Origin of the sequence: Micromonospora sp. H33, assembly GCF_052068455.1 — a bacterium.
GTDB lineage: Bacteria > Actinomycetota > Actinomycetes > Mycobacteriales > Micromonosporaceae > Micromonospora.
In genome coordinates this window covers 281,821-294,497 of sequence record NZ_JBQHDE010000007.1, presented here as the reverse complement: position 1 = coordinate 294,497, position 12,677 = coordinate 281,821, and the positions used below count along the sequence as shown (strand labels likewise).

Genomic DNA, 12,677 nt, shown 5'->3' with positions numbered 1-12,677 from the left:
TCCCGCTACCAACTGCGCCTGGCCGCCCGGGCCCGGGAGATGGTCGACCAGGGCACCGCCCTGGAGGCCGCCTGCCGGATCATCATCCTCGAAGACCAACTCGAGGAAGCTCTGCGACAGAACCGGAACCAGCAGCATGGGACTCGGCGACGCGACTGACCGGACCACTCTCGGGTGAGGTCGTCGGCGGGCGGTGAGCCGGCTGCCCGCCCTGGGCGACCCCACGTCCCCGCCTTGGCCCTGGCGGCCCGTACTCCTGCTCGTCGGGATGGGAGCAGCCGGATGCACTGAACGGCAGTCAACTGCACCCAACGGCACTGAACAGCGCTCAGCGGCACCCGTGCCTACCTGCGGTTCTGCATTTTCCCAGGTCGGAGGCGGTGTGGCGTCCGGCTTCACATGGAGTGCTCAGCCGCATTGAGCAGTAGTCGACGGTGCTCTATGTTGCCTGGCAGGAGCGTATGCGCAGGTCAGAGCGGTAAGGAGCCGCTGGACGGCCCGACCTTGCGCCTGGGTGCAGATTGGGTGCAGCTTGGCGAAGTGGTCACAGCGTCCGAAGTGCTCACCGGTGTTAGACGACGCTCGGAGCCCTGACCTGCGGTTATTCAGGCGGGCGGGTCGACGTGACATCCCAGAGAAGACCGAAGTGGTCACGCTTCGGAGCGATGTCGGACGGGCGTCTTGATGGGCGGCGGGACTCCTCAGTCGCCCGTGCTTGAATGACTTGATCGATGGATATCGTTGTCCTGTTCCGATCCGTCGCCGCTGGTTGTTCCATCTCCTGGAACGCCAATCTCATGCGCAATGGCCTGACCAGGGCCTGCTCCTCTGTGACCGCTTCGGCGTTGAAGAGGTCAAACTTCGGCAGTGGATGGGCCTGCGGTGATGGCTGCTGCGGTGCGCCCAGCCCGGAGTGCAGGAGCAGAAGGCAACGTTCCTGCTCACCGGAAAGATCATCGACGTCTGCGCGGGAGGCCTGCCCCTGACGTGGTGACCGGTCGCGCCGGGCAAACGCGGCCGGTCACCTTCCCGCCGGCAGTTCGGAGGGTGGCGTCAGGCGCCGATACAGCGGTCACGGTTATCCGCTCTCACAGCAGCTGAAGAGGGCTGTCCAGCCCGCAGACCAGTACCAGGTCCGCCCGGGCTCTCACGGCGGCGACTTCCGGCTGCCCTGCCGGGCCAGCACCCCGGTTCCGGTGATCGTGCGTATTCTCAACAGGCCGCCGGGATGATGACCCGGCCGCCTCCGATCCCAGTGCCTCGTCCGGAGCTGCGACGGGTGGCCCGGCGGCGGTGGGGCCGTTCGCGCCCCTGGGAGCAGGGGAAGGCGGTCGATGCATGTTCAACACGGCGCGCCTGCAGGTGGTGCTGGAGATCGCCCGGCACGGGACCATCGTCGCCGCGGCCGAGCAGCTCCGGCTCAGCCCGTCCGCGGTCTCCCACCAGCTCGCCACTTTGGAGCAGGAAGCTGGCGTGGCGCTGGTGGACCGGGGGCCACGCAGCCTGCGGCTCACCGTGGCGGGCCAGCGCCTAGCCGACTACGCCCAGCAGATCGCCGATCTGATGGCGGCCGCCCGCGACGAGCTCTCCGCCCACGGGGAAGGCCGGCGGGGTCTGCTGCGGATCGGCTTCTTCGCCACCGCCGGCGCGGAGCTGCTGCCGCGCGCCCTGTCGAGTTTCACCACCGAGCATCCCCAGGTCGAGTTGGCCCTGATCCTGGGACAGCCACCCGAGCTGCTCCCCCGCCTCAACCAGGGTGAACTGGACCTCGTGGTGGTGTTCAACCATCCGTTGAGCCCCATCCGGGAGGCGTCCTTCGCGACGGTGTCCCCGCTGTTGGTGGACCCGCAACTGGTGGTGCTGCCGGCACACCACCCGCTCGCAGGACGGCGGCGGCTGCGGCTCACCGATCTGGCCGACGAGCCGTGGATCACCACCCTGGGCGTGCAGGGGGAGGTGTCGGTGCTGGAACTGGCGGCGCGCGCCGAGGGGTTCCAGCCCCGGATCCGCTGCCGCAGCGACCACTACGAGGTGGTGCTGGGCCTGGTCCGTGCCGGCGTCGGCGTCGCGTTGGTGCCGTCGTTGGGACTGCGGAACCCCGACGGAGTGGCGGTCCGGCCGCTCACTCACGCCAACCTGCACCGCGAGATCGGGGTGGCCCTGCGTCCCGGCAACCCGAATCCGGTGGTCGGCAGCTTCGTCGACCGGCTGACCGACGCCGCGGCGGGGCTCAGTCAGGAGTTGGCCGAGCGGTGGTCGCCGGCGCCGGTGAGCCGGTCGACTGCCGTACCCCATCGCCGAAGCTCCGCCACCGCGGCCCGCTCCGCCCCGGGACCGAACGCCGCGACCACGGCGTAGACGACGGTGTGCGGGCCGACGACGATGCCGGCGTCGGCGCGTACACCGGTGTCGGCGCCGGTCTTGTTGGCCACCCGGACTCCGCCGGTCGACCACGGGTCGTGCCGGATGGTGTCGGCGACGAGCGTGCGATCGGTATTGCGCTCGAGCCACCCGCGCAGCAGCTCCGACGCCCGCCGGCTCTGCCAGGTTCCGGTCGCCACGTCGGTGAGGAAGCTGCAGAGGTCGTGCGCGGTGCCGGTCGCGAAGGTCGGCGGTATGTCCGGGCCGCGTGTGGCCCGGATCCAGTCATGAACTGTGGTGGCGCGCAGGCCGCTGGTGCGGGCCAGTTGCTGAACGGCCTCCAGTGTCACCAACCGGAGCAGCGCGTTCGTGGCGGCGTTGTCGCTGACCGCGGCCACCGCGGTGGTGAGGTCGGCGACGGTCCACCGGCGCGGCGAGAGCAGGCCGAGCAGACCGGTTCCGCCGAGTGCCCGGTCGTCGTCGAGCAGGTCGACTGGTTGGTCGGGAGCGAGGGTCCCGGCGGCGATACGGCGGGCGACCTCGCCGAGCAGCAGCACCTTGCCGACGCTGGCCAGCGGTAGGACCAGGTCCGGGTCGAGCGAGAGGGTGCGCCCGTCGTCCAGTCGCCGCACTGTCGCCCCGATCCGCACCTGGGCAGCCGGGCCGCCGCCGGTCACGGCTGCCCCCGCGGGGGGCGCTCACGGTCCGGTACGGCCAGCACCCGCCCTGGTCGGGCGTCGGTGACCCGGTCGCCGTCGACGACGACGTGGCCGTCGACCACCACGCAGCGGATCCCACGCGGCGGAGCCAGCGGGTCGTCGTAGGTCGCGCCGTCGGCGGCTTCTGCGGGGTCGAGGATCACCAGGTCCGCCGCGTACCCGTCGGCGAGCAGGCCCCGCTCGTGCAGGCCGAAGCGCCGGGCGGGCATCCCGGTCATCTTGTGCACGGCCTCGGTCAGGCTCAGCAGGCCCACGTCGCGGACGTAGTGACCGAGCACCCGGGCGAAGCTGCCCGCCCATCGGGGGTGGGGCCGGCCCGGCTTGGGCACGCCGTCGGAGCAGATCATCGCCAGTGGGCTGGCAAGCACCCGGCGGACGTCGTCCTCCCGCATCGAGTGGCTGAGGATGGTCACGTTGCCTGTCTCCGCGGCGAGCAGGTCGCAGACGTAGTCGATGGGGTCGACGCCGCGGGTGGCGGCGAGGTCGGCGATGGTGTGCCCCTCGACGTCCGGGCTGGTGGGGGCGGACGCGACCCGGATCAGGTCCCAGCCGCCGTTGCCGACGGTGTTCTCCCAGCCTGGCAGCCCGGCGGACAGGTCGGCGCGGATGCGGTCGCGGACGGTCAACTCGGCCAGGGCGGCGAGCATCGCGGGCACGCCGTCGGCGATGACCCAGGGCGGGAGCATGGCGTGTAGCGCCGTGCTGCCGGCGGTGTACGGGTAGACGTCGCAGAGGACGTCCAGTCCGTCGGCCCGCGCCCGCTTGAGTCGGGCCAGGGTGCGGACCGTGGCGCCCCAGGAGCGCCTGCCGGCCGTCTTGTGGTGCGAGACCTGCAGCGCCGCGCCGGCCGAGGTGGCGATGTCGATCGCCTCCTCCAGCGCCGACTCAACCTGCGACATCTCGTCGCGCAGGTGGGTCACGTACGGCTTTCTGTGTGCCGCGGCCACCCGGGCGAGCGCGATGACCTCGTCGGTGCTCGCGTTGACCCCCGGCGAGTAGATCAGGCCGGTGGACAGCCCGGCCGCGCCGGCGGCGAGCGCCTCGTCGAGCAGGTCGCACATCCGCTGGACCTCGTCGGGTGTGGCGCGCCGCTGCGCGAAGCCGACGACGGCGGCGCGGAGCGTGCCGTGGCCCACCAGGGCGGCGAGGTGGTTGCGCCGGGCCACGCCCTGCGCGGCGGCGAACTCCGCGAAGGATGGGTACGTCGCGGCGGGCGGGCCGAACGTCGCGGCGACTAGGTCCCGCACCGTCTCCGCGCGCAGGGCCGGGACCGGAAAGGGACTGATCCCGCAGTTGCCGCAGATCTCGGTGGTGACGCCCTGCCGCAGTGGCGCGAGCCGCAGGATCTCCCGCTGCTCGTCGTCGCCGGTGAGCAGGTCGGAGTGGGTGTGCACGTCGATGAAGCCCGGGGTGACGACCAGGCCGCCGGCGTCCACCACCTCGGCGGCTGGGCTGCGGCTGCCGGGCGGCAGCAGCAGCAACCGGCCGTCGCGCACCCCCACGTCGGCGGTATAGGCAGGCCAGCCGGTGCCGTCGATGACGTTCCCGCCGGTGATCAGCAGATCCAGCTGAGCCATCAGAGAACCTTGGACAGGAACGCGCGGGTCCGGTCGTGCCGTGGCGCGGTAAGAATCTCCCGCGGCGAGCCCTGTTCGATGATGAGGCCGTCGTCCATGAAGACGAGGTGGTCGCCGACCTCGCGGGCGAACCCCATCTCGTGGGTCACGACGACCATCGTCATGCCGCTGGCCGCGAGATCTTTCATCACCTCAAGCACCTCGCCGACCAGTTCGGGGTCGAGCGCCGAGGTCGGCTCGTCGAAGAGCATCAGCTTCGGCGACATCGCCAGGGACCGCGCGATGGCCACCCGCTGCTGTTGCCCGCCGGAGAGCTGCGCCGGGTAGTGGTGTGCCCGGTCGGCGAGCCCGACCCGCTCGAGCAGGCCACCGGCGTGTCTGCGGGCGTCGGCCGTCCGGACGCCCTTTACGGCGACGAGGCCCTCCATCACGTTTTCCAGCGCGGTGCGATGGGGGAAGAGGTGGAACCGCTGGAACACCATGCCGATCGACTCGCGCTGCCGGCGCAGCCGGGCGTCCGGCAACGGTCGCAGCCGCCCGCTGCGCTCCTCGTATCCGATCAGTTCGCCGTCAACGTAGACCCGACCCGCCTGGGGCTCCTCGAGATGGTTGAGGCAGCGCAGCAGGGTGGACTTGCCGGAGCCGGAGGGGCCGACCACGCACACCACCTGGCCACGCTCGATGACCAGGTCGATGCCGCGCAGCACCTCGATGCGGCCGAAGCTCTTGCGCAACTGCCGGCACTGCACCATCGGGGCGGTCATCGTGCGCTCCCGGTGAACCGCAGGTTGCGGCCGATCCGCCCGCGCAACGTGCGCGGGACGGTGGTGCCGAAGCCGCGGCTGAACCGGCGTTCCAGGTAGTACTGGCCGATGCTGGCGACGGTGGTGAGGACCAGGTACCAGATGGACGCGACGATGAGCAGGGCGATCACCTCGAAGTTGGTCAGGTAGAGCCGCTGGGCGACGGTGAGCAGGTCGGCGCCGGCGATCACCGAAACCAGCGAGGTGGTCTTGAGCATGGAGATGAACTGGTTGCCGGTAGGCGGGACGATGATCCGCATCGCCTGGGGCAGCACCACCCGCTTCATGATCTTCGGACGGGACATGCCCAGTGCCGCCGCGGCCTCCTGCTGGCCGGGATCGACGGCCCGCAGCCCGGCCCGGACGATCTCGCTCATGTAGGCGCCCTCGTTGATGCTGAGCCCGAGCAGCGCCGCGACGAAGCCGGTGACGAGGGTGTTCGTTTCCCAGGTCACCAGCTTCGGGCCGCCGAACGGCACGCCGAGGCCGATCTCCGGGAAGATCAGCGCGATGTTGAACCAGAAGATCAGCTGCACCAGCAGTGGGGTGCCGCGGAAGAACCAGACGTAGGCCATCGCGCCGGTGCGCAGAATCCGGCTGTTGGAGACCTGCATCAGCGCCACGACCACGCCGAGCACCACGCCGATCAGCATCGACGCGACCGTGAGCTGGATGGTGACCCAAAGCCCCTCCAGGATGACTCGATCGAACTGGTAGGCGACGACGATGTCCCAGTGCAGGTTGGGGTTGACGGCGATGGTCCAGCCCAGCCAGACCAGGACCAGGGTGGTCAGGCCGGCGGCCAGCCACCGCCCCGGCCGTATGGGGTGGCTGATCCGGTTCGGCGGTGTGTCGGGCCCGTCTGACGCTGGGCCCGCAGCGGCGGTTTCCTGCTCCTTTACCGTAGGGTCCACCGGCGCGCTCACTTCTGGTTGTTGACGGTGGCCGCCTGGATGGCGCTGCCCGTCACACCCCACTTCTCCAGAATCTTGGTGTACTCACCGCTGTCGATAAGCTCCTGGAGTGCCCGCTGCACCGCGTCGCGCAACTGGCTGTCCTTCTTGTCGATCGCGATGCCCCACGGGCCGGCCTCGTACTGCGCCTCCAGCACCTCGTACTTGCCGCTCTCCTTGGCGAGCATCTTGGCCACCGGGTAGTCGACGATGGTGGCGACGGCCCGCCCGGCGTCGATCTGCAGCAGGCCGGTCGGGGCGTCCTCGCTCTGCGAAATCGTCATCTTCTTCGCGCACTTGGCGTTCTGCCCTTCGCCGATGGCGAGGTTGGAGCTGCCCTTGGCGAGCACGACGGCCCGGCCGCACAGGTCGGCCAGGTCCTTGACGCCGGCGGGATTGCCCTTGGCCACCATGATCGCCCCCCCGGCCTGGAAGTAGTCGACGAAGTCGACGGCCTTGCGCCGCTCCTCCGTGTCGCTCATCGAGGACATCGCCAGGTCCCAGCGGTCGGCCTGCAGACCGGGAATGAGACCGGGGAAGCTGGCATTGGTCATCTCCAGCTTCAGGCCGAGCCGCCCGGCGATCGCAGCGGCCAGCTCCGGGTCGACGCCGATCAGCTCCTGTGTGCCCTCCTTGTACATCTCCATCGGCGGGTAGCCCTCGGCGGTGGCCACCCGAAGGACGCCCTTCTCCTTGATGGCGGCGGGCACCAGGTCGGCCGCCTCGGCGTCGGCGGCGACAGAGGCCGCGCCGCCGGGCTGCGGTGTCTGCCCGCTCGTCGACCGGCCACAACCGGTTGCCGCCATCGACAGTGTGACCAGACCGATGACGACGTGGAGCGCACGCTTCCTGAGCACGGTAAACCTCCTGGCTGGGCGACTGGCGGGACCCTATCCGGGATCAGCCAGCATGAACAGCCTGCACGCTCTGCATGGTGAGCATCGGTGAGTTCGATGCTCAGCGTGGGCGCTGACCGGAAGCAGCTTCCACCCACCAGACGCACCGCGAACCGTTGCCGACCGCCGAGCCACCGGCTGCTGAGCACCCTCGACAGCGACCGGCTGCTCACCTTGGGCGGTGCAGCGCGGCGAAGTGGTCACCGCATCCGAAGTGGTCAGCCAGCCGGGAATCGCGAGAAGTGCGTTGACCTGCGACGCTGTGGGCTGGCGGGCCGGTGTGGCCTCCCAGAGAACCGGAAGGCGTCAGCGTCCTTTGGCCGCGCTGGTCACCCGTGCATGTTCTGGGCTGCGGATGAGCGCGCGTAGGAGTGAGGCAGCCCTGATGGCCAACCGGCGGTGGCGCTCCGGACCCGCCACTCTCCTCGAGATGCTCGGGTTGAACCGCAACGAGGTGGTCATGGTGCGGGCACTCTCCTGGCTGCTGCGGCCTGGCAGCCAGCACGGCCTTGGCGACCTAGTCGTCGCGCGGCTGCTTGAGAGCCTCGGCGTGCCGTACACGCACGGGACCCCGGTCGACGTTCGGCGCGAGGAGCGCCACGACACCGGCGTCGGGTGGGTGGCGGCAGACCTGCTGCTGCGCACGGCAGGACAGTGCGTGCTGCCGCTTACCACGGACGGGCACCTCCAGCCTTGCCTCCCGGTCGGCCACGATGCTGGTGGCCGACCGGCGCTTATCCGGCGAAGGGGCGGGTAAACGCCGGCGCGGCGGCGGGGAGGGTGTGGTGGAGTTCGTCAACTGGTCCGGCAGCCTGGCGTTCACGCCGGGTGAGTACGCCGAGCCCGCCACCGAGGACGAGGTCCGCGACCTGGTGCGCCGCGCGCGGGAGACGGCCACCACGGTTCGGCCGGTCGGTTCGGGCCACTCGTCGAGCCCGCTGATGAAGACCGACGCGATCCTGCTGAGCCTGGACCGGCTCGCCGGGGTGATCCATGACGACGGGAAGGCGGCGACGGTCTGGGCGGGGACCCGGCTCAAGGACCTGGGGGAGGGGTTGTACGACGCCGGTCTGGCCATGGACAACCTCGGCGACGTCGACTACCAGACGATCGCCGGGGCCACCGCCACCGGCACCCATGGCACCGGCTTCGGGTTCGGCAACCTCAGCACCCAGGTCACCGGGGTCCGCCTGGTCACCGGCACCGGCGAAGCGCTGGACGTCTCCGCCGAGCACAACCCGGAGGTGCTGCCGGCGGCCCGGCTCTCCCTGGGCGCGCTCGGCGTCGTCACCCAGGTCACGCTGGATGTGCAGCCCCGGTACGAGCTGAAGCGGCGGGCGTGGTGCGCCCCGGTGGACTGGACCCTCGACCACCTCGCCGAGTTGCAGCACACCAACCGCAACATGGACTTCTACTGGTACCCCCGCAGCGACATGACGCAGGTGCGCACCATGAACCGGGCGGAGGACGTCGCCGCCGAGCGCCCGTGGGCCGTGCCGCGCGTTCCCGGCTCCGGGCCCTGGGAGGACCCGCGCGAGGTGCGGGTCGGCCCGACCCACCGGACCATCCCTCGGCACCGGGAGCTGCGGTTCGAGGAGATCGAGTACATGCTGCCGTCGGAGGCGTTCCCGGCGTGCTTCGCCGAGGTGCGCCGACGGATCCGGGACCGGCACCGCCGGGACGTGGGCTGGCGGGTGCTGGTCCGCACGATCGCCGCCGACGACATCTGGCTGAGCAACGCGTACGGCCGGCCCACGACCACCATTGCGTGCCTCCAGAACACCTCGCTGCCGTACGAGGAGTACTTCCGCGATGTGGAGGCGGTCTTCCGGCAGTACGGCGGGCGGCCGCACTGGGGCAAGAAGCACTGGCTGACCGCCCGGGAACTGCGCCCGCTGTACCCGCGCTGGGACGACTTCCAGGAGCTGCGCCGCCGGCTCGACCCGGACGGGGTGTTCCTCAGCCCGGACCTGGCCCGGCTGCTGGAGGAGGGGTGATGGCGGACATCGGCGCGCGGACGTGGGTGGTGCCCGGCGGGCGGGTGCCGTTCCCCAGCCACGGCCCGGAACCGGAGTACACCGGCTTCGACCAGCTCTGCGTGCTCAACGCCACCGACCGGAAGGCCGAGCTGACGCTGGACTTCTACTACGAGGACGTCGACCCGGTCGGCCCGTACCGGATCATGATCGGCGGCCGGCGGATCCGGCACGTGCGGGTCAACGACCTGATCGATCCCGAGGCGGTCCGCCTCGACCGGCCGTACGGGTGCGTGCTGCGCTCGCCGGTCCCGGTGGTTGTGCAGTTCCTCCGGCAGGACACCCGCCTGCCGGGGGTGGTGGCGTTGACCGGCACCATGGCGTATCCGGCCTGAGAGCGCGCCGCGTTCGACCGGCGTCAGCACGGGTAACCGCCGCCATGGCGTCCAACCTTGCGGGTGGGTCCCCGGTCGGCTGGCTTCGGACCTGGCTCGCGGGCACTGGCCGGGACAGCGCGCGGCGGTTGCGGACGTACCTGATCATCGGCGTCCAGGCCGGCCTCGCGGCGGCGATCGCCTGGCTGATCGCGCATGAGGTGCTGGGCACCGAGGAGCCCACCTTCGCTCCGGCCGCCGCGGTGGCGGTGATCGCCGCGTCACTGGGCAACCGGGCCTGGCGGACTGTCGAGCTGATCCTGGGTGTCGGTCTCGGCATCGCGGCCGGTGACCTGCTGATCGCCCTGCTCGGCACCGGGCCGTGGCAGACCGGGCTGATCGTCTTCCTGGCGGTCACCGGGGCGGCCGCGGTCCGAGGTACTGGCCTCCTGATGACGCAGGCCGGCGCGACGGCGGTGCTGGTGGCGACGCTGACGCCGGGCAATCCCGACCTGGAGCTGCCGCGCACGATCAACGCCCTGATCGGTAGCCTGGTCGGGCTCGTCGTGATGCTGGTCCTCGCACCGCTGAACCCGCTGCGCACCGTACGCCGGGTCGCCGACACCGCCTTGGACCTGTTCGCCCATCAGATGACTGTGTGTGCCAAGTCTCTCACCGATCGTGACGCTCGCCTGGCGGAGGCGGTGCTGGACCAGATGCGTGACTCGGAGCCGAAGCTGACCCAGCTCACCGAGGTGGTGACCGCGGCCGACGAGGTGGTCCGGTTCTCACCGCTCCGCTGGCGCCGCCGCCGAATCGTGCACGCCTACCGCCACGGTGCCAAGCACATGGAGCGGGCGTTCCGCAACAGCCGAACCCTGGTCCGCCGCGCCGGCACTGCCCTGCGGGACGCCGAGCCGGTGCCGCCGGACCTGCCCGCCGCGCTCGAACACTACGCAGCGGCCGTGCGGCTGCTGCACCGCGAGTTCCTGGCCGGGCAGGAGCCGGTGCAGGCCCGGGAGCGCGCACTGCAGGCGGTGCGCCACGCCGGGGAGGCGTGCCGCCAGGACATCGGGTTCTCCGGGACGATCGTGGTCTCCCAGCTGCGGATCGTCGCCAACGAGCTGCTGCGGGCCACCGGTGTGCGGCGCGACGAGGCGCGCCGGTTGGTGCGCCGTGCCGCCGCCGGCTACTGACCGAGCCGTCCCCGTCCTACCGTTAGCGCCATCGTCCGACCGCGTAGGGGGCGGCCCTCAGCAGTAAGAACACTGCGGTCAGTGCCAGCCACCGGCCCATCAGCGAGTCCGCGCCGAGGACCGGTTGGCCTGGAGGGTGGCCTTGTTGACCAGGCCGGCCCGCTCCGGGGAGAGCGCGTCGATGAGATGCTGTAGACGGCGCGCACTCCGCGCGGAGTGGCCGGCCCGTAGATTGTGGCGAAGTTGTGCCGGGGGTGTGGTCGGTGCCTTGGTGGGTATCGGGCCGAGAGCGGGGTGGGCGATCAGGATGTGCCCACGAGTCGCGCCTGGGGTTGCTCGGGGCAGGGACGCGCGTTCGTGAACCATGCCGACCGGCCCGGCGATGACGGGGTTGAGTGGGGCTGGCAGACGGCAGGAGGAAGGCCTCGCATCCGAGTTTGTCCCCCGGTTTCGGGTAGCTGCCGGAGGTGGTGACATGACGGGACGCCAGGGCGGGTGCGGTCCGGCTGAGGTCAAGACCAGTGGGCGGATGGCGACGTTGGCGACGGCCAAGAGCAGCGTTAAAGACCACAAGCTGCGCGGCGAGCAGCAGACCGAACCGGGCCTTCGATACGGGGTTGACGTCGTCGACGCGACAGCTCTTGTAGAGCAGTGGCCGGCGGCACCGAAGAAGGTCGCGCAGCAGATGATCACGCAGTACGGCCCACCCAACGAGGCGACCCAGAGGGTCCGTCGAGGCTCGGCGTGCTGACCTCAGCGATTTGACGGCTATGGCTGAGCACGGTGGGTTCGGGCATGCTGAAAGCCAGCCGGTCTGGCGCAACGGTCTGCTGTCCAACCGGTCGATCTTGGTGGCGTGACGGCGCAGGTTGCCGGCCAGCTCGCCATCACCTATCTGCCCTCCAAAAGGGATATCCAGCACGGCGGCCTACTACGGCGCGGCTGGGCGTCTTCGCGATCGGCGTCGTGACTACAGGTTGGTCGTCATCGACAAGCGCCTGCGGCAGCACCTCATGTGACGCACCCGCCGGCTGGCGGCGGGCTTACCAGTCGGCAACGTGGGTAGTAACCGGCATGGTTCCGTTGCCGCCAGCCGCTACCCGGAGCCGATGGTGACTTCCTGGTGGTGGGTGCTCCTGGTGGCCGTGGTCTGGTTGACCGTCGGCCTGCTCACCGCGGCCTGGTTCGTTATCCGGGCCGGCCATCCCCACCGGCTGTGGTACGTCGTTGGAGGGCTGCTCGGCCCGCTGTTCATCCCGATTGCGGTGGAACGGGGACGCGCCAATGCGACGGTGGTTGACGTCGTGCACCGGCCGCAGATTAGGCAGGGGACGGGCCTCAGAGTGGCGGTCGGCGTGGACGGGTCGCCCGAGTCCGACCGGGCCCTGCGTGCGATTGCCCGGGCCCTCGGCCGTACCGCCAGCGAGCTGGTGCTCATCACGGTGACGAGCCCGGACCTGGTGGGCGATGACGTCAGGACCGAGCAGCGGGCAGCCCGACGGATGCTTGACGAGCGCGTCGAGGCCCTACCTGACGAGTTGCCAGCGCCGACCACCCAGGTCGTTCGCGGTCACCCGGTGGACGCGCTGCTGGCTGCCGCCGAGACGCACGACGTCGATCTGCTCGTGGTCGGCCGGCACGGCCACGGGATGCGGGACCGGCTGCTCGGCAGCGTGGCTGAGGAGCTGACCCGCCGTTCCTCCCGGGCCCTGCTACTCGGCAGCCTGCCCGAGCGGTGAGCCGCTCGCCGGCCACTTCGTCAGCGCTGGGCGCGAGATCAACATGCCGTACGGGTACCCGTCGCGCACCTGCGCCTGCCGTA

The 12,677-nt window shown here is 70.7% G+C and carries 11 protein-coding genes and 2 pseudogenes; 8 read left to right on the top strand and 5 right to left on the bottom strand.

The features are described 5' to 3' along the window. Positions 1–159, top strand: a pseudogene (locus tag ACTMS0_RS18505) (MerR family DNA-binding transcriptional regulator); the annotation flags it as partial. A 1,179-nt stretch (positions 160–1,338) separates the two neighbouring features. Next, positions 1,339–2,211, top strand: a pseudogene (locus tag ACTMS0_RS18500) (LysR family transcriptional regulator); the annotation flags it as partial. 23 nt (positions 2,212–2,234) lie between these two features. Here ACTMS0_RS18500 and ACTMS0_RS18495 read toward each other — a convergent pair. Genes ACTMS0_RS18495 through ACTMS0_RS18475 form a run of 5 tightly spaced genes read right to left on the bottom strand, consistent with a single transcriptional unit; the run spans position 2,235 to position 7,270 of the window. Next, positions 2,235–3,038 (bottom strand): serine hydrolase, encoded by an 804-nt coding sequence (locus ACTMS0_RS18495; protein ID WP_441156451.1) that lies wholly within the window; start codon positions 3,036–3,038, stop codon positions 2,235–2,237. Beyond that, positions 3,035–4,657 carry an N-acyl-D-amino-acid deacylase family protein gene (locus tag ACTMS0_RS18490; RefSeq protein WP_441156450.1) on the bottom strand — a complete coding sequence of 541 codons (1,623 nt, stop codon included), beginning with the start codon at positions 4,655–4,657 and terminating at the stop codon, positions 3,035–3,037. The genes ACTMS0_RS18495 and ACTMS0_RS18490 overlap by 4 nt, the downstream gene beginning before the upstream one ends. Then, positions 4,657–5,421: an amino acid ABC transporter ATP-binding protein gene (locus ACTMS0_RS18485; protein WP_441156449.1), complete on the bottom strand. Its 765-nt coding sequence runs from the start codon at positions 5,419–5,421 to the stop codon at positions 4,657–4,659. Before ACTMS0_RS18485 ends, ACTMS0_RS18490 begins: the two co-directional genes overlap by 1 nt. Continuing rightward, complete coding sequence (locus tag ACTMS0_RS18480; RefSeq protein ID WP_441156448.1) at positions 5,418–6,374, bottom strand: amino acid ABC transporter permease; 957 nt, start codon at positions 6,372–6,374, stop codon at positions 5,418–5,420. The genes ACTMS0_RS18485 and ACTMS0_RS18480 overlap by 4 nt, the downstream gene beginning before the upstream one ends. 8 nt (positions 6,375–6,382) lie before the next feature. Then, on the bottom strand, positions 6,383–7,270 hold the full coding sequence (locus ACTMS0_RS18475) for an ABC transporter substrate-binding protein (protein WP_441156447.1): 888 nt from the start codon (positions 7,268–7,270) through the stop codon (positions 6,383–6,385). 469 nt (positions 7,271–7,739) lie between these two features. Between ACTMS0_RS18475 and ACTMS0_RS18470 the strand changes: the two genes are divergently transcribed. From ACTMS0_RS18470 to ACTMS0_RS18445, 6 genes are all read left to right on the top strand, one after another. Then, positions 7,740–8,066, top strand: a complete 327-nt coding sequence (locus tag ACTMS0_RS18470; protein WP_441156446.1) for a hypothetical protein — start codon at positions 7,740–7,742, stop codon at positions 8,064–8,066. A 25-nt stretch (positions 8,067–8,091) separates the two neighbouring features. Then, the gene (locus ACTMS0_RS18465) at positions 8,092–9,306 is read left to right on the top strand and encodes a D-arabinono-1,4-lactone oxidase (protein WP_441156445.1); all 1,215 of its coding nucleotides are present in this window, start codon (positions 8,092–8,094) and stop codon (positions 9,304–9,306) included. Beyond that, positions 9,306–9,680 (top strand): sensory rhodopsin transducer, encoded by a 375-nt coding sequence (locus tag ACTMS0_RS18460; RefSeq protein ID WP_441156444.1) that lies wholly within the window; start codon positions 9,306–9,308, stop codon positions 9,678–9,680. The genes ACTMS0_RS18465 and ACTMS0_RS18460 overlap by 1 nt, the downstream gene beginning before the upstream one ends. Positions 9,681–9,724: 44 nt before the next feature. Beyond that, positions 9,725–10,855, top strand: a complete 1,131-nt coding sequence (locus ACTMS0_RS18455; RefSeq protein WP_441156443.1) for an FUSC family protein — start codon at positions 9,725–9,727, stop codon at positions 10,853–10,855. A gap of 475 nt (positions 10,856–11,330) precedes the next feature. Then, positions 11,331–11,606 (top strand): hypothetical protein, encoded by a 276-nt coding sequence (locus ACTMS0_RS18450; RefSeq protein WP_441156442.1) that lies wholly within the window; start codon positions 11,331–11,333, stop codon positions 11,604–11,606. Between the two features lie 358 nt (positions 11,607–11,964). Further along, on the top strand, positions 11,965–12,594 hold the full coding sequence (locus ACTMS0_RS18445; protein WP_441156441.1) for a universal stress protein: 630 nt from the start codon (positions 11,965–11,967) through the stop codon (positions 12,592–12,594). Positions 12,595–12,677: the final 83 nt, after the last annotated feature.